This window comes from Pseudomonas sp. MM227 (genome assembly GCF_947090715.1).
Classification (GTDB): Bacteria; Pseudomonadota; Gammaproteobacteria; order Pseudomonadales; family Pseudomonadaceae; genus Aquipseudomonas; species Aquipseudomonas baltica.
Window position 1 is genome coordinate 3,969,395 of record NZ_OX352319.1, and the last position, 20,803, is coordinate 3,990,197.

Genomic DNA, 20,803 nt, shown 5'->3' on the forward strand with positions numbered 1-20,803 from the left:
GTGCGTTTTCTACCGGTCAACCTGGACACCCTGCTGGTCGAGATGAACGACCTGGAGCAGACCCTGGCCCTGTTCGACGCCTTGAGCGCCGAGCCGCTGGCGGGGGTGGAAGAGATCATCCCGGCCGCGCGGACGCTGCTGATCCAGTTCCGCCCCAGTGCCATCACCCGCCAGGCGCTGGTCGACCACGTCGCCCGTCAGGACCTGGGCCAACGCCGGGCCGCCGAGCAGCGCCGGGTGGAAATTCCCGTGCACTACAACGGCGAAGACCTCGACGAGGTCGCCGCGCTGCTGCAGATCAGCCGCGACGAAGTGATCCGCCGCCATACCGCCGAGGACTACAGCGTGGCGTTCTGCGGCTTTGCGCCAGGCTTCGGCTACCTGACCGGCGGCGCCGGGTTCCAGGTGCCGCGCCGGCAGACGCCGCGCACGCGCATTCCGGCCGGTGCCGTGGCGCTGGCCGGCGAATTCAGTGGTATCTACCCCAAGGCCAGCCCCGGTGGCTGGCAGATCATCGGCGTCACGCCCTTGCAGATGTGGGACCTGGAGCGCACTGAACCGGCTCTGTTGCGCCCCGGCTACAAGGTACGTTTCATCGATGCCGGGCCGCTGCCTGTAGGTGGCTTGCCGGTGCCCAGCCAGCCCGCTGCGGCCCTGCCACCGAGCGGCGCGTACCTGCAGATCCTCAGCCCCGGCCTGCACAGTGTGCTGCAGGACACCGGCCGCATTGGCCAGACCGGCCAGGGCGTGTCCCGCTCCGGTGCGCTGGACCTGGGCGCGTTGCGGGCCGCCAACCGCGCCGTCGGCAACCGCTCGGACATGGCCTGCGTGGAAACCGTGCTCGGCGGCCTGCGCTTCGTCTGCCACGGCCACGCCGTGATCGCCGTCACCGGCGCGCAAACCCCGGTTACCCTGACCAGCGCCAGTGGCCTGCAATGGCCTGTGGACAACTATCGACCCCTCGAACTGGTACCGGGTGACACGGTCACCCTGGGTACGCCCAGCGCCGGGCTGCGCAGTTACCTGGCGATCCGCGGCGGCTTCGACGTGGCGCCGGTGCTCGGCAGCCTGTCGACCGACACCCTGGCCCAGGTCGGCCCGCCCGCCCTGGCTGCGGGAGACCAGTTGGGGTTCACCTCGCCTAAGGGCGGCACCAGCGTGTCGCTGAGCGAAGCCCCGGCGTTCGCCCTGCCCAAGACGGCCGACATCGTCACCCTGGATGTGCTGATGGGGCCGCGCAGCGACTGGTTCACCGCCGATGCCATCGAGCGCTTGAGCAGCCAGCTCTGGCAGGTCACCCCGCAATCCAACCGCGTCGGCATCCGCCTGGCCGGTGAAACGCCGCTTACGCGCAGCAACCCCCAGGAGCTGCCCAGCGAAGGCACCGCCGTGGGCGCGATCCAGGTGCCGGCCAGCGGCCAGCCCGTATTGTTCCTGGCCGACCACCCGCTGACCGGCGGCTACCCGGTCATCGCCGTGGTCGCCAGCTACCACCTCGACCTGGCAGGGCAGATACCGGTCAATGCACGGATCCGCTTCAACCCGGTGGCCGCCTTCGAAGACATCCAGCCCACCGCGCCCGCCCCTTCTTCCTCTGCCGATGTGGAAAGACTTCCATGAAAAAGCTTTTGATTGCCAACCGCGGCGAGATCGCCGTGCGCATCGCCCGTGCCTGCCGCGACCATGGCGTGCAATGCGTGGCGGTGTATGCCGATGCCGACATCGACGCGCTGCACGTGCGTCACGCCGATGAAGCCTACGGGCTCGATGGCCAGCGGCCCGCCGAAACCTACCTGAACATCGGGAAACTCCTGGAGGTGGCCCGGCGCAGTGGCGCCGATGCCGTGCATCCGGGCTATGGCTTTCTCTCGGAACGGGCCGATTTCGCCCGCGCGGTCATCGACGCGGGGCTGATCTGGGTCGGCCCCAATCCCGAAACCATCGACGTGCTCGGCGACAAGGTAGAGGCGCGCAAGATCGCCCAGGCCGTGGGCGCGCCTCTGGTTGCCGGTACGCCGGGGCCGGTGGCAAGCGCCGACGAGGTGCTGGCCTTTGCCGAACAGCACGGCCTGCCCATCGCCATCAAGGCCGCATTCGGGGGTGGCGGACGCGGCATGAAGGTCGCCTGGCGCCTGGACGAGGTGGCTGAACTGTTCGCCTCGGCGGTGCGCGAGGCAGAGGCCGCCTTCGGCCGTGGCGAATGCTACGTGGAACAGTTTCTCGACCGGCCCCGGCACATCGAAGCGCAGATACTGGCCGACAAGCATGGCCAGGTGGTGGTGGTGGGCACGCGCGACTGCTCCCTGCAGCGCCGCAACCAGAAGCTGGTGGAAGAAGCGCCCGCGCCGTTCATCACCGAACAGCAGCGCGAGCGTATTCACCAATCGGCCCGCGACATCTGCGTCAAGGCCGGTTATGTCGGCGCCGGCACGGTCGAATTCCTGCTCAGCCAGGATGGCACCCTGTCGTTCCTGGAGGTCAACACGCGCCTGCAGGTCGAACACCCGGTCACCGAGGAGACCACCGGCGTGGACCTGGTGATAGAGCAACTGCGCATCGCCGACGGCTTGCCGCTGTCGTTCGATGAAACCCCGGCGCCGCGCGGTCACAGTTTCGAATTTCGCATCAATGCCGAGGATCCGGGCAAGGGCTTTCTGCCCACTCCCGGCGAGATCGACGAGTTCATGCCGCCGTTCGGCCCAGGCGTGCGCCTGGACAGCGGCGTGACCAGCGGGTCGAGCGTGCCCAGCCACTTCGATTCGATGATGGCCAAGCTGATCGTCACCGGCGCCACCCGTGAGCAGGCCATTGCCCGCGCCCGGCGCGCCCTGGCCGAGTTCCGCATCGAGGGGATCGCCTCAGTGCTGCCGTTCCACCGCGCCGTGATGGACCACCCGGACTTCACCGGCAGCGACGGTTTTGCCGTGCACACGCGCTGGATCGAAACCGACTTCGCCGAGACCATCAGCCTTGCGCCGCGGGCCGCACCCATGGCCGACACGGACGTTCTGCGCACCTTCGTCGAGATCGATGGCAAGCGCCACGCCCTCGGCCTGCCAAGCGCGCTGTTGCGTGGCATGAGCCTGAATGCGCCGGCCGCGGCCCCACCGCACGCAACGGCCGCTGCAGACCTGGATCCCCACGCCTTGCTCACCCCGGTGGCGGGTAACCTGCACACCTGGGTAGTGGATGACGGCGCGACGGTGTCCAGCGGCCAGGTAGTGGCAGTGGTCGAAGCGATGAAGATGGAAAGCTCGGTGCTGGCCCCGTGTGCAGGCCGTGTACGCATCAGCCAGCAGGCCGGTGACTACTTCGAGGCAGGCGCCGTGATCGGTCGTATCCAGGCCGACGACTGACCCATGGCAGCAGGCGGCACCGGGTCATGGCCCAGGTGCCGTTACCTGGAAAAAGCCCAGCCGAACGCGCTGCGCATCTGGAATAATGCCGGCCTTCATCACCCGCACCACTCCATGGATTTTGCACAAGGCCTGCAACAATGCTTTCGATCGTCGCTTCACTCCTGCCCATTCTGCTGGCGCTGGCCGGCGGCTGGCTGCTGGCAATCTTCATCAGCCCCGCACTGCGCCAGCGGCTGGTGAAGCTGATCACCCCATTCATCTGGCTGCTGCTGTTTTCGATCGGCTACGAATTCGGCAATGTCTTGGGCGCCTTGAACTCGGCACGCGAATCGGCGCTCACCGCGCTGGTCTTCGCCCTGCTCACCACCGCCGTGCCCTGGTTGATGCTGTCGTGGGGCACCGCTGCTGCAGTGGCCCACCCAGCGTCGGCGCGTCAGGGGCTGGCGGGCATTGTCCCACCGCTCAAGGAGTGTCTGATCGCGCTGCTCGCCCTGGCGCTGGGCGTCGGCATGTATCACCTGTGGGGCGCGGCCGACGGCTCGGGTTTCGCCTGGCCTTCGACCAGCTACTTCCTCTATGTACTGATCGTGCTGGTTGGGCTGGACCTCTACGGAGTCCGGCCCGACCCGTCGTGGTACTCGCTGCGCACGCTGAAGATTCCCGCGATGGTGGTGATCGGCTCGCTGCTGGGCGGCCTGCTCGCGGCGTGGGCCACCGGCCAGCCACTGGCCATTTCCATGGCGCTGTCCAGTGGCTTTGGCTGGTTCACCTTGTCCGGCGTGCTGGTGGGCCACCATGCCGGTGAAGCCTTCGGCGCCATGGCCCTGCTGACCGATCTGTTCCGCGAGATCCTCGCCATCGGTCTACTCTACAGCCTGGGCGCGCGGCGTCCGCTGCAATGCATCGCTGCAGGCGGTGCCACATCCCTGGACTCGACCTTGCCGATCATCAAGCAGAAGTGCCCGCCACAATTGCTCCCGGTGGCCCTGGTCAGCGGTTTTCTGCTGACGGTGGTCGGGCCCTTGTTGATGGTGTTCTTCCTGACCGTATAAGTTATGCACACCGGCGCAGCGGTGGATAAGTTACGCACAATCGCTGTGCAACTGCCTGTGGATAATCTGCGCATAAGCGCCTGGCGTGCCGTACAGGCGGGGGTATGAGCGAAGCGGTCATTTTTTGATCAGTGCTGTCGAGCGGTTTTGCACGCGCACGCGCCAGTTACCCACATCCGCTGTGCAACCGCATGTGGATAACCTGCGCAAAACAGGCTGCAGGCCTTGCGCTGTGGGGCTTTCAGTGATGTGATCACATTTTGATCAGCGCCGCCTGTGGATACAGGGGCGGAACGAGCCGTGTAGAATTCTCGTTCTTTCCCTGTCGATCCGCTTACATGCACTCTTCTTCCCCTCGCGTCGCCGTGATCGGCGGCGGCCCGGCGGGCCTGATGGCCGCCGAAGTGCTGAGCCTTGCCGGCGTGGCCGTCGACGTCTACGACGGCATGCCCTCGGTGGGCCGCAAATTCCTCCTGGCAGGCGTCGGCGGCATGAACATCACCCATTCCGAGCCCTACCCGGCTTTCGTTTCGCGGTATGCGGAACGTGCGCAGGACGTTCGAGCATGGCTGGACCCATTCGATGGGCAACGGCTGCGCGAATGGATTCATGGCCTGGGTATCGACACCTTCGTCGGCACCTCCGGGCGGGTGTTCCCCGCCGACATGAAAGCCGCACCGTTGCTGCGGGCCTGGCTCAAGCGCCTGCGCGAGTCCGGCGTGGTTATCCACACCCGCCACCGCTGGCTGGGCTGGAACGCCGACGGCAGCTTGCGCATCGCCAATCCACAAGGCGAGTTGGCCATACCTGCGCATGCCACGGTGTTGGCGTTGGGTGGCGCTAGCTGGGCGCGGCTGGGTTCCGACGGCGCCTGGGTGCCGTTGTTGCATGATCGCGGTGTACCGATCAAGCCGCTGCAACCCTCCAACTGCGGCTTCGAAGTGCCGGGCTGGAGCGCGCTGCTGCGGGAGAAGTTCGCCGGCGCACCGCTGAAGAACGTTGCCCTCGGGCTGGCTGGCGAGCCCTTGCGCAGGGGTGAATTCGTGCTGACCGAAACAGGGGTGGAAGGCAGTTTGGTGTATGCACTGTCAGCCGGGATTCGCGAGGCGATCAACCACACAGGCAAAGCGACCCTGCATCTGGACCTGCTGCCGGACCGTCCTGTGGATAAGGTTCGGGCCGCGTTGCACAAGCCGCAGGGGTCTAAAAGCATGGCCCGGCACCTGCAGGGGCAACTGGGTCTGGAAGGGGTGAAGGCCGGCCTTCTGCGGGAGTTGATCGATGCGCAAGCCTTTGCCGACCTCGATGCGCTGACCTTGGCGATCAAGGCCCTGCCGCTGACGCTGGTGCGCGCGCGGCCGCTGGACGAGGCCATCAGCACGGCGGGCGGTGTGGACTTGCAAGGGTTGGATCGGCACCTGATGCTCAACACTGTGCCAGGCACCTTCTGCGCGGGTGAAATGCTGGACTGGGAAGCGCCTACCGGCGGCTATCTGCTGACAGCCTGTTTCGCCAGCGGGCGGCGCGCGGCGGATGGCGTGCTGGAGTGGCTGGCGCGGGGGTGATGTTTGCCTCGAGGGCCTCTTCGCGGGCAGAAGGCTCGCCGCCCGCCCCGCTCCCACAGGGTCGGCATTCCCTTTAACCTGTGGGAGCGGGCTCTGCCCGCGAAGAGGCCCTCAGCCCCCCCACACACCTCAAGGCTTGCGCTTGCGCGGCCCGGTATTGAACACCGGGACCTTGCGCACTGGCTTGACCACCGGCACCGCATCCACCGGTGAGTCACCGCTGTCGACCCACTTGCCCAGGTTCTTCTTGCTGCCACTGACCTTGGGCTTCTTCGGCTTTTTCGGTTTCTTCACCACCTGGCCGCTGGCATCGGTGTCCGGCACGCGGTGGTCGGGCACGAAGTCAGGCTCGTCGACGCGCTTCAGCGTCTGCCGGGTGAGCGTTTCGATGGCCGACAGCAACTGCACTTCGTCGGCGCAGACCAGCGAGATAGCCTCACCGGTGGCCCCGGCGCGACCGGTGCGACCGATGCGGTGAATGTAGTCTTCGGCGACGATGGGCAGGTCGAAGTTGACCACCAACGGCAGGTCTTCGATGTCCAGGCCGCGCGCGGCAACATCGGTGGCCACCAGGATCTGCACCTCCGAGGCCTTGAAGCGATCCAGCGCGCGCTGGCGCGTGGCCTGGGGCTTGTCGCCGTGGATGCCATCAGCGTTGACACCCAGACCTTGCAGCTTCTCGACCAACGCGTCGACGCCGTTACGGGTCTTGGCGAACACCAGCACCTGTTTCCAGCGCTGCTTCTTCAACAGATGGCAGAACAGCTCGGCCTTGCGCTTCTTGTCCACCGGCACGATCCACTGCTGCACCGAGCTGGCCGCCACGTTGCGCGGGCTGACTTCGATGCTCAGCGGGTCGTTGAGCATCTGCCCGGCGAGCAAGCGAATGGCATCGGAAAAGGTCGCCGAGAACAGCAAGGTCTGACGCTTCTTCGGCAAGGCCGCATAGATGTCGCGCAGCTCCTCGGAAAAGCCCAGGTCGAGCATGCGATCCGCTTCATCCAGCACCAGGGTCTGCAGCTGGGAAAACTTGACTGCGTTCTGCCGATACAGATCGAGCAGACGCCCAGGCGTCGCCACCAGCAGGTCGACGCCCTTGCGCAGCTTCATCATCTGCGGATTGATGCTGACCCCGCCGTACACGGCATAAGTGCTCAACGGCAGGTGCTCGCCATACTCGACGATATTGGCGTGGACCTGCTCGGCCAGCTCGCGCGTGGGGCACAGCACCAGCGCGCGCACTGAATTGCTTGCCACCTTGGGCCCTTCCATGGCCAGCAACTGCAGCAATGGCAGGGCGAAACCGGCGGTCTTGCCGGTGCCGGTCTGGGCCGCGGCCATCAGGTCGCGGCCGGCCAGTACCGCGGGAATGGCTTGGGCCTGCACCGGAGTCGGCGTTTGGTAGCCAAGCGTTTCAAGGGCGCGCTGCAGGGGTTCGATCAGGCCAAGGGTGGCGAATGTCATGGGTCTACCGTCAGAAGATGTTTCGCAATGGCCGGCAGTTTACCCTGTCGGCAGCGCTTTCGCCTTGCGCCATTGCGGCACCCCGATCAACACCACCGCACCGATGATCACCGCCATCGCCACGCACTCCTCGACGCCGATGTGCTCGCCGGCGAAGAGAATGCCCAGCAGCACGGCCACTGCCGGGTTGACGTAGGCATAACTGGTGGCGGCTGCCGGGCGCACGTGCTTGAGCAGGTACATATAGGCACTGAAGGCCACGATCGAACCGAAGAACACCAGGTAGGCCAGCGCGCCCCAGCCGGCGGCGGTCGGCCATTGCTGCAGGCGCTCGCCGGAAATCAGGCTGCCGAGCAGCAGCACCGCGCCGCCGATGAGCATTTCCGCCGCTGCTGCCATGGCGCCCTGGGGCAATGGCAGGCTGCGGCTCCACACCGAGCCAAAGGCCCAGGCGGCCGCTGCGAAAATCAGCAAGGTGGCGCCCAGCGGGCTGGCCTGCAGGTTGGAACCCAGGTTGAGCAGACCAATGCCAATCAGCCCGAGGACGATGCCGGCCCACTCCAGACGAGTATTGCGCTGGCCGCGAAACAGGCCGAAGAACAGGGTGAACAGCGGCACGGTGGCCACGGCCAGCGCCGCCACGCCGGAGGACACCCCGGCGTGCTCGGCGACCGTGACCCCACCATTGCCGCAACTGAGCAGCAGGATGCCCACGCACCCGGCTGCGCGCCATTGCGGCCAGCTGGGGTTGGGCGCCCCGCGCAGGCGCAGGAAGCTGTACAGCAGGGTTCCGGCGATGAGAAAGCGCACCCCGGCCATCAGCAACGGTGGCCAGGACTCGACGCCGATACGGATGAACAGGTACGTCGAGCCCCAGACGAAGTACAGGGCCAGAAAAGCGCCGATAAGCAGCAGGGGGAAGCGGGACTTGGCAGGCATTTCAAAGGTCATCCATGGTGTGTTTTTATTCTTTCCTGATGGGAACGGCGCGGGCGGCACTCCCCTCTACCCGCGAAGAGGCCCTCCAGCCCTAGCCCATCCGATACTTCTGCAACACCTCGCGCATCTTCGCCATCGGCACTTTCTGCAGCGTGCAGAACAACCCATGGGACACCTCGGCCAGCCCGTGGCGTTCGCGCAGTTCCAGCGCCAGGTGCTGGGTCAGGTTGGCGGCCATCTCGGCGTCGGCCATGGCCCGGTGAGCCTGGCCGGTGTGTGGCAGTTTCGCCCACTGGGTCAAGGTGCCCAGCTTGTGATTCGGCGCGCCAGGGAACAGGCGCCGGGCCATCAACATCGAGCAGGCGAAACTCTGCACCCGTGCCCGGCGCAGCAGGCTCAGCTCGTGGTCCCAGAACTTCTGGTCGAAGGACGCATTGTGCGCAAGCAACGGCGTGCTGCCGACGAACTCGGCCACTTCGGCCATGACCTCGGCGGCCGGTGGTGCCTTGCGCACCATGGCCGTGGTGATTCCGGTCAGGCTGGCGACGAAGCCGGGCACGGGCAAGCCGGCGTTCATCAGGCTCTGGTAGCGCCCGACGATTTCGCCGCGCTCGAGCATGACCACGGCAATTTCCGTGGCGCGGCAGCCCATATTCGGCGAGATGCCAGTGGTTTCGAAGTCGATGACAGCAATGCGTTCCAAAGCGGTGAAACCTCAGTTCTTCAACAGTAACGCACCTTCGATGGGCACGTAGCGGGTGGCGGCGCGGATCAGTGAGTTGGCGGTCAGGCCCGGCACCCCATAGGCCACGGCCTCGACGCCATGCTTGCCGATGATGCGATCGAGCAGCAGGTCGAAGTCGCCGTCGCCCGAGGCAAGCACGATTTCGTCGACGTGGTCGGCGGCGTCCATGATATCAATGGTGATGCCCACGTCCCAGTCGCCCTTGGCCGAGCCATCGCTGCGCTGGATATAGGGCTTGAGTTTGACCGTGAAGCCGAGGTTGCGCAGGATCTGCTGGAATTGCTGCTGCTTGCTGTCGCCACGGTCGATGGCGTAGGCATAGGCTTCGACGATCTGCCCACGCTGGCCGATGTCGGCCCACAGCGCGGCGTAATTGAAATGGCAGCCGTAGGCCTGGCGCACGGTGTAGTAAAGGTTCTGTACATCGGCGAACACCGCGATCTTCTTCACCGCACTTCCTCGTCGCGCTGGGCGCCTGAGCTTCTGGATAGCCAGTATGCCAGTGTTGAGGCAAGGATGGGGGTGACTGTGCCGGCCTCTTCGCGGGCAGAGCCCCGCTCCCACAGGATCGCGCGCAACCCTGTGGGAGCGGGTCTCTGCCCGCGAAGAGGCCATGAGGTCCACCGAGCAATGTAAAGGCAGGTCGACGAGCCCTCTGCCCGCGAAGAGGCCCTCGGCCTTTACACGAAATCATCATCCTCGGACATGAAGCCGCCGTCATCGCCGCTGTCATAACCGGCATCCGCCAAACCACCCTGTTCATTCCAGCTGTCATTGCTGACCTGTTGGGCATCGCCGCTTTCGTTCCAGCCACCGCCGTCGCTGGCCTGGGCGGGCTCTTCCTTGATCACCTCGACGACCTCCTGCGGATTGTCGTGATGAAACAGACTGCTGATGCCCTGCGCCAGCATCACACCACCGGCCACACCCGCGGCCGTCTGCAGGGCGCCGCGCATGAAACCGCCACCTGCGGCCGGCGCCTGAGCACCTGGGGCGGCGTAGTTCTGCTGTGGCGGTGGCTGGTACGCCGGCGCCTGGCGGGCCGGCTCGCGCCAGCCATTGCCCTGCGGCTGCACTGCCCGCGCAGGCTGCTGTGCATCGCGAGTGCCGCCGCCGAAAATGCTCGACAGGAAACCACCACCGCCCTGCTGTGCCGGTGCTGCCGATTGGCTGCGCGCCTGTTGCAATTCGGTCTGCAGCTGCTGGTTCTGCTCGCTCAGGCGCTTGATCGCCGCTTCCTGGACCAGGATCGCCTGCGCCATGTAATAAGGCGCGGCCGGCTGGGCGGCCACATGCCCCTTGATGCGTTCGTCAGCCTGCGCATCACGCGCACTGCCATCTTTTTCGGCCTGCTGGAGGCGGGTGAACAGACCGTCGATCAAGCTTTGTTCATCAGTGTTCATGGCGACCTCGCTCGATTGCCCACAAAATGGGTACAGCCGGCGCACAGTGCGTCGGTTCTGCTTCAATGATGGGGCTGGCGCCCCGCCTTTCAATGACCGGCCGCGATTAAACTTTGTTCACCCTCCCCCGTTGCCGCCGTTCGCAGCCTGCGGGCCGGGTGTTGAAAAGCGCCACCATCGGCTAAAGTGTCGACCTGCTTTTTGACCTGTGACCCGGCCCCATGAACCCGCTGATCGTATTGCGCGACTCGTTCTATTTCTTCCGCATCAACCTGTGGGCGATCCTGCGCCTGTGCCTGCCGCTGGTGGTCTGCGAGGCCCTGGCGCGCGAACTGGTGGCGCGCGCCAGTGGCCCCGACGCCACTGTCATGTACGACGTGGCCGTGGGCTTGCTGTTCTACCCGCTGTACACCGCCGCACTGATCCTGTTTCTCGACGCCCGCACCGACGGCTACGAGCCGCAGGGTCGGCACCTGCTGGGCAAGGCCTTGCACCTGTGGCCACGCTTCGCCCTGATGGCTGCCCTCAGCACACTGCTGATCATGTTCGGCATGTGGCTGTTCGTGCTGCCGGGCCTGTACCTGATGATCAAGCTGTCGTTCTCGGAATACCTGCTGGTGCTGCGCAACATCACCCCCTTGCAGGCCATGCGCGAAAGCTTCGACATGACCAAGGGCAAGTTCTGGCCGATCCTGTTCACCCTGCTGGCGATCATGATCCCGCTGTGGCTGCTCGACGGCCTGAGCGCCATGGCCTGGACCGACACCCAGCCCACGCTGGTGCGGCTGCTGGTGGACAGCGTCAACAGCTTCCTGCAGCTGCTGCCCAGCGTCGTGTTGTTTCGCCTGTTCATGTTGATGAGCAAGCCTGACTGACCACTGCGTTCAGGCGCTGGCCTGGGTGCCGGCCAGCTCGTGGTAGCGGCGAGCGAAGTAGACCAGCACATCGGCTTCGTTTTGCTGGCGAATATCCAGTACTTCGCACACCAGAATGTCGTGGGTACCGACGCTGGTACTGCTGGTGATCTTGCAGTCGAAAGACAGCTTGGCACCTTCCAGTATCGGCGCACCGGTGACCCCCTGGCTCCAGCAGCCGCCCTCGAAGCGCTGCGCCTGGGGCGTCTTGCCGCCAAAGGCATTGGACAAGGCTTGCTGGCCATTGCCTAGGGTGTTGACGCACACCGTGCCGTTGCCCGTGAACGATTCGTACACCGATGCAGTGCGATTGATGCACACCAGCAGCGTCGGCGGCTGGTCGGTCACGCTGCACACCGCCGTGGCAGTGAAACCCGCGCGCCCATGGGGGCCGTCGGTGGTGATGACGTTCACGGCGGCGGCCAGGCCGGCCATGGCGTCACGGAAGGCTTGACGCTCGACGGGAAGCGAATGAGGCACGGTCATAGTGAAAGTCCTTGAAAGTAGTCCAGCACAGCATGATGGAAGGGTTGCGGGTCGCTGACGCTTGACGCGTGCCCGCCGTATTCGAGTACCACCAGCGTGGCATTGGGCAGCCGATCGGCCAGGTGCCGGGAACGCTGCCACGGCACCAGCATGTCGTCCCTGTTGGCGATCAGCAGCGTGGGCGTGTGAATGCCTTGCAGCCGCGATTCGATGTCGAAGGTTTCCAGCGCGTTGATCCGCCGCAGCAGGTTGTCATGGCTGGGAAAGTGGGCCAGAGCATGGGCCTCGTCTTCGGCCAGACGCGCGCCGTTGCTGGCGATCCAGTCGGCGGGATACAGAAACAACGCCTGCGCTTGTACGTAAGCCTGCGAGCCGCAGTGGCGCAGCAGGTTCTTGCGTACCGCAAAACAACGGGCGCTGTGCGGATTGGGGCTGCTCCAGGCGTTGATCAGCACCAGGCTGCTCAACCGCTCCGGGCACATCGCTGCCAGTTCCAGCCCAACCAGTCCACCCAGGGCATGGCCCATGAAATGGCACTGTTCGATGTCGAGTTCATCGAGCAGTGCCAGCAGCTCTTCGGCCATGTGCGCGATGCAGTAGCCTTCGGGCAGTTGCGCAGGGCTGCGCCCGGTGCCGGCGTGATCGTAGGTCACGACCCGGAAATGCTCGCCGAGCAGCGCCAGATCACCGGCCCAGAACCCGGCCGAGCCGCCGAGACCGGAACTGAGCAGCAAAGTAGGTGCGCTGGGGTCCTGGCGACCTTGAATGGAGTGATACATGGAAACCTCCGGGTTGAGCGTCAGCCGACGTGAGCGATGCTGGCGATTTCGATCAGCGCATCGGGCTTGACCAGACCGCACTGGATGCAATAACGCGCAGGTTTCTCGCCGGCAAAGTACTCGGCATACACCTCGTTGACCTTGGGGTAGTCGGCCCAGTCGCGGATCATGATCATGTTGAAGGTCACGTCATCCAGGGTACCGCCGGCCGTTTCCACCACACCCTTGATGGTCTCCAGCACGTGACGGGTCTGCGCTGCCGCGTCACCGACGTGCACCACGTTGTTGTCCTTGTCGAACGGCAGGGTGCCCGAGACGTACAGCACGCCATCGGCCAGCGAACCCGGAACGAACGGCGCCAGGGGCTTGCCGGTGCCTGCAGGGATAATCGATTGCTTGGTCATCTGTGCGTCCTCAGGAGGGTTGCCCGACAGGGGCGAAGGTGGTGCAGAAGTCATCGACGCTGGAGACCCAGCCGAAGAAGGTTTCGATGTTGAACAACGCGGCTTGCTGAGCGAATGCGGGGCCCGCCTGATGAGTGGCATCGGCCAGCACCACGCCGAAGTACTCCAGATGGAAGCCGTCGCGCAGGGTCGACTCGACGCACACGTTGGTGGCAATGCCGGTGAACACCAGGTTGCGGATGCCGCGCGCGCGCAGCGTGCTGTCGAAGGTGGAGTTGAAGAAGCCGCTGTAGCGGGTCTTCGCGACTACGATGTCGCCCGGCTGGGGCTTGAGCTCGTCGACCAGGGCATAGTCCCAACCGCCCTTGGCCAGCAGCTGGCCTTGCAGTTCGGGGCGCTTGCGCATGGTTTTCAGCGCATTGGACTTGTGCCAGTTGGGCGAGCCGGGCCCGCCGGCCTCGACGTAGGACGGGTCCCAGCCGTTCTGGAAGAAAATCACCGGGATGCCAGCGGCGCGGGCTGCCGAAATGGATCGCTGAATGGCGGCGATCACCGGCCCCGTGCTCGACACATCGAAGCCGGCCAGGTCCAGGTAGCCACCCAGCGTGGCGTAGGCGTTCTGCATGTCGACCACCACCAGCGCGGTTTCGCTGGCTTTCATGCGCAGCGCTTCGGGGCGGGCGGGCAGTTCACGGGCAGGGTGCGGGTCCAGCGGCAGGGACACGCCGGAAACGCTCGCGGGCGTATTCATCACACGGCCTCCAGGGTGCGCAGCACATGGCGACGGCTGCTCATCAGCGGCTGTATCTTTTGCCCGAAGTCTTCGATGCCTTGCACGAAATCGTCGAACGTCAGCATCACGCCCTGGGTGCCCGGCACGCTGGCGACTTCGTCGAGCATGCGCGCCACATTGGCCCACGAGCCGACCAGGGTGCCCATGTTGATGTTGACCGCCGAGGTGGGGTCGGCCATCTGCCGCAGGTTGGAGCTGGCACTTTTGTCTGCCGAGCCCTTCTCGCCCAGCCAGGCAATGGCCTCCTGGTCGGCACCGGCCTTGATGTGCTCCCAGCGCGCGCGGGCCGCCTCGTCGCTGTCGGCGGCGATGATCATGAACAGCACGCAGGAGGTCACGTGGCGCCCGGTCTTCTTGTTGGCCTCGACCAGCGCCTGGGCGGTGGGGGCGAACGCGGTCGGGGTGTTGACGCCTTTGCCGAAGCAGAAGTTGTAGTCGGCGTATTGCGCCGAGAAGGCCATGCCCGCTTCGCTCTGGCCGGCGCAGATCAGCTTCATGTCGGCCTGCGGACGCGGGCTGACACGGCAGTCCTGCATGGTGAAATGTTCACCCTTGAAGTCGCTGCGCCCGGTACTCCAGAGGTCGCGCAGTACCTGCGCGTATTCGCCCAGGTACTGGTAGCGGGTACCGAAGAACTCGTCGCCGGGCCACAGGCCCATCTGCTCGTACTCCGGTTTCTGCCAGCCGGTGACCAGATTGACGCCGAAGCGGCCATTGGAAATCGAGTCGATGGTTGCCGCCATGCGTGCGGTGATGGCCGGCGGAATGGTCAAGGTGGCAACGGTGGCGAACAACTGGATCTTGCTGGTCACGGCGGCCAGGCCAGCCATCAGCGTGAACGACTCCATGTTGTGTTCCCAGAACTCGGTCTTGCCGCCGAAGCCGCGCAGTTTGATCATCGACAGCGCAAAGTCGAAGCCATAGTGCTCGGCCTTCTGCACGATCTGCTTGTTCAATTCGAAGGTGGGCAGGTACTGCGGCGCGTTTTCGGAAATCAGCCAGCCGTTGTTGCCAATAGGAGTGAAAACACCGATATCCATGTGGGTCCCTCTCTGAGTAATGAGCGTTACGCACCGGACAGGTTGCGCATGAAAGGGTACTTAGCAGGGATCGGGCCAGGTTTGATTAAGCTATGCTTTTCATAAACTTATGAATTAAACAGGCGTATTGGTGGACCAATTGGTCCGAAGTAGAGCACTTGGTTTGTGCGCTTTTCCGGCTGCCGGTGCAAAACGATGCACGCCGCTGCCCTGCCTGTATCGTCGGCAGACATTCGCCCGTTATCATGGCCGCCTACATCCAGCTGCAGGTTCCAGTCGCGTGAAAGAACAGCCACCCGCCAACGAGCCCCGTGCCAAGCGCGCGCGCAACGTCAAGCCCAAGCCTGTGGTCAAGGCGACCCGAGAGCCCAGCGCCGCGGCACTCAAGCGCCGGCTGCAACTGATGGAAAGCAAGCGCACCGCGATACTGGGCGCCGCACTGGATGTGTTCTCGCGCTATGGCCTGCACGGCAGCAGTCTTGATCAGGTAGCCACCCGGGCCGACGTGTCCAAGACCAATCTGCTGTACTACTTTTCCAGCAAGGACGACCTTTACCTGAGCGTGCTCAGGCAGTTGCTGGAGGTCTGGCTGAGCCCCCTGCAGTACTTCACTGCCGACAAGAACCCGGTAGAAGCCATCGGTGCCTATATAAAAGCCAAGCTCGAACTGTCCCGGGATCACGCAGCGGAATCGCGCTTGTTCTGCATGGAGATCATGCAGGGTGCCCCGCTGATGCTCAGTGAACTGCAGCAGCCCTTGCGCGAAACCGTCGACACCAAGGTTGCGGTGATCGAGCACTGGATCGCGACGGGCCAACTGGCGCCGGTCAACCCGCACCACTTCATCTTTTCGCTGTGGGCAACCACCCAGCACTACGCCGACTTCCGCACCCAGGTGGAGGCAGTGACCGGCAAGACCTTGCACGATCCGGTGTTCTTCGAAGAGGTCCTGGTGGGGTTGCGCGGGTTGATACTCGATGGCGTGCGACCCCGAGCCAGCTGAGCGCCCCGTAATCGTGCCGAGCGCACAAACCAAGTGCTCTACTTCGGACCAACTGCTCTGAATTAAGCTGGATGAATAACTCAAGCAACTGTTAAACAAGTGTTTTTCTGATATGGCACGGATGCTGCTTTCGAGCTTCGGGCGGCCAAGGGCAGATTTCTGGCCCTGGCAGCGCCCTGCTGCCCCACGCTCATATTTCAGGAAGGCGCCTCATGCTCAAGACACTGCTGCCAGGAATGCTGCTCGCCGCTTCGGCCTACGGGACAGGGAGTGCGGCATACGCCGAGGGCCTCACCCTCAAGGGCCCGGCCAAGATCGCCATGGTCTACATCAGCCCACGCAACGACGGTGGCTGGACCCAGGCTTTCGACGAAGCTCGCCTCAAGCTGGAAAAAAGCCTGGATCAGAAAATCCAGTACGTCGAAAGCGTCCCTGAAAACGCTGCGGCCGTCACCCCCGTGGTCGACCGCCTGATCGCGCGCGGCGCCAACATCATCATCGGCACCGCATTCGGCTACTCCGACACCTTCCTGGCGCTGGCGAAGAAATACCCCGAGGTAGCCTTCCTCAATGGTTCGGGCACCACCAACGCCGCCAATCTCGAATCCTTCTACGGCCGCACCTACGAAAGCCAGTACCTGTGCGGCATGGCGGCTGGGGCGGCGTCGAAGTCAGGCAAGCTGGGCTTCGTTGCTGCCAACCCCTTCGGCCAGGTCAACTGGACCATCAACGCGTACGAACTGGGCGCTCAGCAAATCAATCCCGCCGCCACGGTCACCGTCATCTACACCGGTGCGTGGAACGACCCGGTGAAGGAGCGCGCCGCGACCATGGCGCTGATCGACAACGGCATCGACGTGATCGGCCAGCATGTCGACAGCCCTACTCCGCAGATCGTGGCACAAGAGCGCGGTATTCATGGCACCGGTCATCATCGGGATCTGAGCGAGTTCGCGCCCAAAGCCACGGTGTGCTCGTCGATGTGGGTGTGGGATCGCTTCCTTACGCCTGAAATCAAGAAAATCATGGCGGGCAATTGGGTACCCGAGGCCAACGGCGCGTTGCTGTCGATGCAGCAGGGCGGCACCGATATCAGCCTGACCAAGGACGCCGCGATCAGCCCCGAGAATCGGGCGAAGATCGAAGCCGCCCGGGCTGAACTGCTGGCGGGCACGAAAACCCTCTACAAAGGCCCCATGGCCGACCGCGATGGCCAACAGCGGCTTGCTCCCGACCAGGTCATGAGCGATCCGGACCTGTGGAAAATGGACTGGTTCGTCGAAGGCGTGAAGACGCAGAAATGAGCCAGGCCAACGCGCTTCAACTCACCGGTATCAGCAAGTCGTTCGACGGTTTCAAGGCGCTGAGCGAAGCCGACTTCAGCGCACGCTGGGGCGAGGTGCATGCCCTGCTCGGCGAGAACGGCGCCGGCAAGTCGTCCCTGATGAACATTGCCGCAGGCCTGTACGCACCGGAAACCGGCAGCGTGCTGATCGACGATAACAGCGTGCGGCTCAACAGCCCGAAGGATGCCAGCCGGCACCGCATCGGCATGGTTCACCAGCACTTCAAACTGGTGCGCCCCTTCACCGTGGCGCAGAACATCCTGCTGGCCCTGCCCGAGCAACCGGGTGAAGGCAGCTATCGCAAGCGGCTTGCAGCGCTGGAACAGACCATCGCCAGCAAGGCCGAGGAACTGGGCTTTGTCCTCGATCCGCGCCAGGTGGTAGAGACCCTGTCGGTGGCCGAGCAGCAGCGCGTGGAAATCCTCAAGGTGCTGCTGGCCGGGGCGCGCATCCTGATTCTCGACGAGCCGACCGCCGTGCTTACCGACCAGGAAGCCGAGCGTTTGTTGAGCACCGTGCAGTCCTTTGCCCGCCAGGGCGCCGCCGTAGTGCTGGTCACTCACAAAATGGCCGATGTCAAACGCTACGCCGACCGGGTCACGGTCATGCGCGGCGGCCGCACGATAAAGACCCTGGACCCGCAAGGCGTCAGCATCGAAGAACTGGTGCGCCTGACGGTGGGCGAGTCGGCGCCCCACGGCGCGGTGTTGCCGGCAACGCCTGGCGAGCCGTTGCTGCGGGTCAGGAACCTCACCAGCGTGGCCGGCACCGGCGCGCTGCGAGGCGTCGACCTGACGCTCTGTGCCGGGCAGATCTACGGCATTGCCGGCGTCGGTGGCAATGGCCAGGGCGAGTTGGCCAATGCCCTGATGGGCCTTGAACAGCCCACCGAAGGGGATATCCATCTGCAGCCCTTCGGCGACCTGCGCAACGCCAGCGCCGCACAGCGTCGGGCCCTGCGCATCGCCGCCATCCCTGCCGATCGATACGGCGCCGCGTTGGCCGGCTCGCTCTCGGTCGCGGAAAACTTCGCCATCGGCCAATTGCACGATGGGCGCTACGGCTCCTTCCTGCGCTTGCGCGGCCAACGCCTGCTGGAAGATGCCGCCCAGGCCGTGGCCGATTTCGATGTGCAGGGTGTGCGCTCACTGCAGCAGAAAGCGGCGCTGCTGTCGGGCGGCAATGCCCAGAAGTTGGTGATCGCGCGCGAGTTCAGCCGTGATCCGCGACTGATCCTGGTGCACAGCCCCAGCCGTGGCCTGGACGTGCGCGCGAGCCAGGCGGTGCATGCACGCCTGCGCGCCGCGCGTGACGCCGGGGCCGCCGTGCTGGTGATCAGCGAAGACCTTGACGAGGTCATGGCCTTGGCCGATCGCATCGGTGTGATGAATGGCGGCCGCATCGTCGCCGAATTCGACTGCCCGGCAGACCGCCAGGCCATTGGCAAAGCGATGGTAAGCCATGACTGAACTCTCCCAACCCCTGATCAAGGCGCAACGCCAACCCTTGCTCGGCAGACGCTACACCCTGGAGCTGCGTCAGCAGATGGGCTGGAGCGGCCAAGCCCTGGTGATCGGCCTCGCGGTGATCGTCGGCCTGGCCTTGAGCACGGCCATTCTGGTGGCAGCAGGCGTGCCGGCCGATCAACTGCTGGAAGAGTTCGTCGGCCAGACGCTGCTCGATGCCGGCAACTTCAAGGCCGTGCTGTTCCAGGCGGCGCCGATGATCCTGGTCGGCATGGCTGGCTGCCTGGCATTCCGCGCCAGGTTCTGGAACCTGGGCCTGGAAGGCCAGATGATCTGGGGTGGCATTGGCGCGGCGGCCGTCTCGATCTTCCAGGTCGGCCCCGAAGCGTTGCGCCTGCCGTTGATGATGGCAGCGGCCATCGCCTGCGCGATGCTCTGGACCCTGGCCCCGGTTCTGCTGAAGTTGCGCCTGAAGGTCAACGAAGTGATCTCGACCCTGATGCTCAACTACATCGCCGCCAACTTTCTGCTGCACCTGCTCTACGGCAGTTGGAAAGACCCACGCGACAACTTTCCCTACTCACCGGCCTTCCAGCCGTTCGAACGCCTGCCGGACCTGTTCGCCGGCTACAACGTGGCGATCGTCATCGCCCTGGTCATCATGGCCCTGGCCGTGTGGTTCATCAGCGTATCGCGCGCCGGACTGTACCTGCGCTTCGTCGATGCCAACCCCAAGGTTGCCAGCGCGGTCGGCGTCCCCGTGCGGCGAATGATCCTCAGCACCGTGTTGCTCTCCGGCGCTCTGGCCGGGGTGGCAGGCTTCATCGTCAGCGCAGGCCAGGAAGGTCGGTTGACCCAGTCGTTCTATCAGGGCTATGGCTTCTCCGGAATCCTCATCGCGTTTCTGGCCCGCAACAACCCGTTCGCGGCCGCCGTGGTCGCGCTCGTGGTGGCGATGCTGTTCGTCGCCGGGCGCAACCTGCAGGTGTTCTACCAGATCCCCTTTTCGATGGTGCAGTTGATCCAGGCCATCCTGGTGATCTGCGTGGCCTCGTCGGACTTCTTCATACGCCACCGTTTGCGGCGCATCCAGGCAGGAGAACAGTGATGGATCTGGTGACTTACTGGCTGAGCAGCGTTCCCGAATTCGCCGTGCCCTTCGCCCTGGCCGCGCTGGGTCTGATCATCATCGAACGCGCCGGCGTGCTGGCCCTGGGCGCCGAAGGCATGATGCTGGTCGGCGCCCTCGCAGGCATCGGTATGCAACTGGCCCTTGGCCTGCCTGGGCTGTCGATGTTGGCGGCCATGGCGGCGGCCAGCGCGGTCTCGTTGCTGTTCGCGCTGATGGTGCTGTTACTGCGCATCAACCAGGTCATCGCCGGCCTGGCCCTGGTGTTTTTCTGCCAGGGCCTGACCGGGCTCTTCGGCACCTTGCTGGGCTGGACCAATCGTCCGGTCAGCGGTTTGCAGGCCGCGGAGCTCTGGCCATTGAGCGAGCTACCGGTGGTCGGCGGTCTGTTCAGGCAGAACCCGATGGTGTTCCTGACCGTGCTGATCTTTGTTGCGGTGGTCTGGTTTCTGAATCGAACGCGCACAGGGCTGAAGCTGCGGGCCGTTGGCGAAAACCCCCAGGCTGCCGATGCCGCGGGCCTGCCAGTGCTGCGCTATCGACTGGCCGCGATTCTGGCCGGCAGTGCGCTGATGGGGTTGGCCGGTGGGTTCATCGCCGTGCTCAGTACCAAGATGTGGATCGCCGACATGACCGGCGGCCGTGGCTGGATCGCCATTGCGCTGGTGATCTTCGCCCGCTGGTCGCCCTGGCGCGCCTTCGCCGGTGCCCTGCTGTTCGGCAGCATCGAGGCATTGATTCCGCAACTGGCCGCCGCCGGGGTGCAATTGCCGCAATATTTCATGCTGATGACGCCCTATGCCGTGACCCTGGCGGTCATGGTCTGGGTTGCCGCCAGCAAGCGTGCGGGCGCCAGCCAGCCCGGCGCGCTGGGTGAGCCCTATGTTCGCGAAGAGCGACGTTGACCGATTTTCAC

The 20,803-nt window shown here is 64.8% G+C and carries 20 protein-coding genes; 10 read left to right on the forward strand and 10 right to left on the reverse strand.

Translation table 11 applies throughout. The annotated features are described in order from the left end of the window. From ONG87_RS18070 to ONG87_RS18085, 4 genes are all read left to right on the forward strand, one after another. Window positions 1-1,620: a 5-oxoprolinase/urea amidolyase family protein gene (locus ONG87_RS18070; protein ID WP_264381786.1), complete on the forward strand. Its 1,620-nt coding sequence runs from the start codon at window positions 1-3 to the stop codon at window positions 1,618-1,620. Beyond that, window positions 1,617-3,356, forward strand: a complete 1,740-nt coding sequence (locus ONG87_RS18075) for a biotin carboxylase N-terminal domain-containing protein (protein WP_264381787.1) — start codon at window positions 1,617-1,619, stop codon at window positions 3,354-3,356. Before ONG87_RS18070 ends, ONG87_RS18075 begins: the two co-directional genes overlap by 4 nt. A gap of 140 nt (window positions 3,357-3,496) precedes the next feature. Next, window positions 3,497-4,411 carry a lysine exporter LysO family protein gene (locus tag ONG87_RS18080; RefSeq protein WP_192058488.1) on the forward strand — a complete coding sequence of 305 codons (915 nt, stop codon included), beginning with the start codon at window positions 3,497-3,499 and terminating at the stop codon, window positions 4,409-4,411. A gap of 338 nt (window positions 4,412-4,749) precedes the next feature. Beyond that, window positions 4,750-5,976 carry a TIGR03862 family flavoprotein gene (locus tag ONG87_RS18085; RefSeq protein ID WP_264381788.1) on the forward strand — a complete coding sequence of 409 codons (1,227 nt, stop codon included), beginning with the start codon at window positions 4,750-4,752 and terminating at the stop codon, window positions 5,974-5,976. A gap of 129 nt (window positions 5,977-6,105) precedes the next feature. On the opposite strand, the gene ONG87_RS18090 is transcribed toward ONG87_RS18085, so the two are convergent. From ONG87_RS18090 to ONG87_RS18110, 5 genes are all read right to left on the reverse strand, one after another. Beyond that, a complete protein-coding gene (locus tag ONG87_RS18090) occupies window positions 6,106-7,440 on the reverse strand; it encodes a DEAD/DEAH box helicase (protein WP_122475438.1) in 1,335 nt (444 codons plus the stop codon). Window positions 7,441-7,479: 39 nt separating this feature from the next. Further along, on the reverse strand, window positions 7,480-8,379 hold the full coding sequence (yedA, locus tag ONG87_RS18095) for a drug/metabolite exporter YedA (protein ID WP_122475725.1): 900 nt from the start codon (window positions 8,377-8,379) through the stop codon (window positions 7,480-7,482). Between the two features lie 91 nt (window positions 8,380-8,470). After that, window positions 8,471-9,082 carry a PolC-type DNA polymerase III gene (locus tag ONG87_RS18100; protein WP_185795169.1) on the reverse strand — a complete coding sequence of 204 codons (612 nt, stop codon included), beginning with the start codon at window positions 9,080-9,082 and terminating at the stop codon, window positions 8,471-8,473. Window positions 9,083-9,094: 12 nt separating this feature from the next. Next, on the reverse strand, window positions 9,095-9,574 hold the full coding sequence (locus ONG87_RS18105) for an NYN domain-containing protein (protein ID WP_043192734.1): 480 nt from the start codon (window positions 9,572-9,574) through the stop codon (window positions 9,095-9,097). Between the two features lie 230 nt (window positions 9,575-9,804). After that, a complete protein-coding gene (locus ONG87_RS18110; RefSeq protein ID WP_185795168.1) occupies window positions 9,805-10,527 on the reverse strand; it encodes a DUF2076 domain-containing protein in 723 nt (240 codons plus the stop codon). 221 nt (window positions 10,528-10,748) lie between these two features. Between ONG87_RS18110 and ONG87_RS18115 the strand changes: the two genes are divergently transcribed. Continuing rightward, window positions 10,749-11,402, forward strand: a complete 654-nt coding sequence (locus ONG87_RS18115; protein ID WP_122475444.1) for a YciC family protein — start codon at window positions 10,749-10,751, stop codon at window positions 11,400-11,402. Window positions 11,403-11,411: 9 nt separating this feature from the next. Here ONG87_RS18115 and rutF read toward each other — a convergent pair whose 3' ends face one another. Genes rutF through rutA form a run of 5 tightly spaced genes read right to left on the reverse strand, consistent with a single transcriptional unit; the run spans window position 11,412 to window position 14,943 of the window. Further along, the gene (rutF, locus tag ONG87_RS18120; RefSeq protein ID WP_122795430.1) at window positions 11,412-11,927 is read right to left on the reverse strand and encodes an NADH-dependent FMN reductase RutF; all 516 of its coding nucleotides are present in this window, start codon (window positions 11,925-11,927) and stop codon (window positions 11,412-11,414) included. Next, window positions 11,924-12,706 carry a pyrimidine utilization protein D gene (gene rutD, locus ONG87_RS18125; RefSeq protein WP_192058481.1) on the reverse strand — a complete coding sequence of 261 codons (783 nt, stop codon included), beginning with the start codon at window positions 12,704-12,706 and terminating at the stop codon, window positions 11,924-11,926. Before rutD ends, rutF begins: the two co-directional genes overlap by 4 nt. Before the next feature lie 20 nt (window positions 12,707-12,726). Beyond that, the gene (gene rutC / locus ONG87_RS18130) at window positions 12,727-13,110 is read right to left on the reverse strand and encodes a pyrimidine utilization protein C (protein WP_122475450.1); all 384 of its coding nucleotides are present in this window, start codon (window positions 13,108-13,110) and stop codon (window positions 12,727-12,729) included. Between the two features lie 10 nt (window positions 13,111-13,120). Next, window positions 13,121-13,861, reverse strand: coding sequence for a pyrimidine utilization protein B (rutB, locus tag ONG87_RS18135; RefSeq protein ID WP_264381789.1), 741 nt, complete (start codon window positions 13,859-13,861; stop codon window positions 13,121-13,123). After that, window positions 13,861-14,943, reverse strand: a complete 1,083-nt coding sequence (gene rutA, locus ONG87_RS18140; RefSeq protein WP_122475453.1) for a pyrimidine utilization protein A — start codon at window positions 14,941-14,943, stop codon at window positions 13,861-13,863. Before rutA ends, rutB begins: the two co-directional genes overlap by 1 nt. A gap of 280 nt (window positions 14,944-15,223) precedes the next feature. Here rutA and rutR point away from each other — a divergent pair, with 280 nt between their 5' ends. The 5 genes from rutR to ONG87_RS18165 all read left to right on the forward strand — a co-directional run bounded on the left by rutR (window position 15,224) and on the right by ONG87_RS18165 (window position 20,792). Continuing rightward, the gene (rutR, locus tag ONG87_RS18145; protein ID WP_192054818.1) at window positions 15,224-15,946 is read left to right on the forward strand and encodes an HTH-type transcriptional regulator RutR; all 723 of its coding nucleotides are present in this window, start codon (window positions 15,224-15,226) and stop codon (window positions 15,944-15,946) included. Window positions 15,947-16,158: 212 nt separating this feature from the next. Next, window positions 16,159-17,250: a BMP family ABC transporter substrate-binding protein gene (locus tag ONG87_RS18150; RefSeq protein WP_185795164.1), complete on the forward strand. Its 1,092-nt coding sequence runs from the start codon at window positions 16,159-16,161 to the stop codon at window positions 17,248-17,250. After that, the gene (locus ONG87_RS18155; protein ID WP_264381790.1) at window positions 17,247-18,761 is read left to right on the forward strand and encodes an ABC transporter ATP-binding protein; all 1,515 of its coding nucleotides are present in this window, start codon (window positions 17,247-17,249) and stop codon (window positions 18,759-18,761) included. The genes ONG87_RS18150 and ONG87_RS18155 overlap by 4 nt, the downstream gene beginning before the upstream one ends. Next, on the forward strand, window positions 18,754-19,866 hold the full coding sequence (locus tag ONG87_RS18160; protein WP_264381791.1) for an ABC transporter permease: 1,113 nt from the start codon (window positions 18,754-18,756) through the stop codon (window positions 19,864-19,866). Before ONG87_RS18155 ends, ONG87_RS18160 begins: the two co-directional genes overlap by 8 nt. After that, complete coding sequence (locus ONG87_RS18165) at window positions 19,866-20,792, forward strand: ABC transporter permease (RefSeq protein WP_264381792.1); 927 nt, start codon at window positions 19,866-19,868, stop codon at window positions 20,790-20,792. Before ONG87_RS18160 ends, ONG87_RS18165 begins: the two co-directional genes overlap by 1 nt. Window positions 20,793-20,803: the final 11 nt, after the last annotated feature.

What these genes read in the sequence shown, in the direction of transcription:
- rutD (WP_192058481.1), bottom strand. Translation starts at nt 12,706, where the DNA reads ATGTATCACTCCATTCAAGGTCGCCAGGACCCCAGCGCACCTACTTTG.
- ONG87_RS18150 (WP_185795164.1), top strand. Translation starts at nt 16,159, where the DNA reads ATGCTCAAGACACTGCTGCCAGGAATGCTGCTCGCCGCTTCGGCCTAC.
- rutB (WP_264381789.1), bottom strand. Translation starts at nt 13,861, where the DNA reads ATGAATACGCCCGCGAGCGTTTCCGGCGTGTCCCTGCCGCTGGACCCG.
- ONG87_RS18160 (WP_264381791.1), top strand. Translation starts at nt 18,754, where the DNA reads ATGACTGAACTCTCCCAACCCCTGATCAAGGCGCAACGCCAACCCTTG.
- yedA (WP_122475725.1), bottom strand. Translation starts at nt 8,379, where the DNA reads ATGCCTGCCAAGTCCCGCTTCCCCCTGCTGCTTATCGGCGCTTTTCTG.
- rutF (WP_122795430.1), bottom strand. Translation starts at nt 11,927, where the DNA reads ATGACCGTGCCTCATTCGCTTCCCGTCGAGCGTCAAGCCTTCCGTGAC.
- ONG87_RS18165 (WP_264381792.1), top strand. Translation starts at nt 19,866, where the DNA reads ATGGATCTGGTGACTTACTGGCTGAGCAGCGTTCCCGAATTCGCCGTG.
- ONG87_RS18115 (WP_122475444.1), top strand. Translation starts at nt 10,749, where the DNA reads ATGAACCCGCTGATCGTATTGCGCGACTCGTTCTATTTCTTCCGCATC.
- ONG87_RS18080 (WP_192058488.1), top strand. Translation starts at nt 3,497, where the DNA reads ATGCTTTCGATCGTCGCTTCACTCCTGCCCATTCTGCTGGCGCTGGCC.
- rutC (WP_122475450.1), bottom strand. Translation starts at nt 13,110, where the DNA reads ATGACCAAGCAATCGATTATCCCTGCAGGCACCGGCAAGCCCCTGGCG.
- ONG87_RS18155 (WP_264381790.1), top strand. Translation starts at nt 17,247, where the DNA reads ATGAGCCAGGCCAACGCGCTTCAACTCACCGGTATCAGCAAGTCGTTC.
- ONG87_RS18085 (WP_264381788.1), top strand. Translation starts at nt 4,750, where the DNA reads ATGCACTCTTCTTCCCCTCGCGTCGCCGTGATCGGCGGCGGCCCGGCG.
- ONG87_RS18075 (WP_264381787.1), top strand. Translation starts at nt 1,617, where the DNA reads ATGAAAAAGCTTTTGATTGCCAACCGCGGCGAGATCGCCGTGCGCATC.
- ONG87_RS18110 (WP_185795168.1), bottom strand. Translation starts at nt 10,527, where the DNA reads ATGAACACTGATGAACAAAGCTTGATCGACGGTCTGTTCACCCGCCTC.
- ONG87_RS18090 (WP_122475438.1), bottom strand. Translation starts at nt 7,440, where the DNA reads ATGACATTCGCCACCCTTGGCCTGATCGAACCCCTGCAGCGCGCCCTT.
- rutA (WP_122475453.1), bottom strand. Translation starts at nt 14,943, where the DNA reads ATGGATATCGGTGTTTTCACTCCTATTGGCAACAACGGCTGGCTGATT.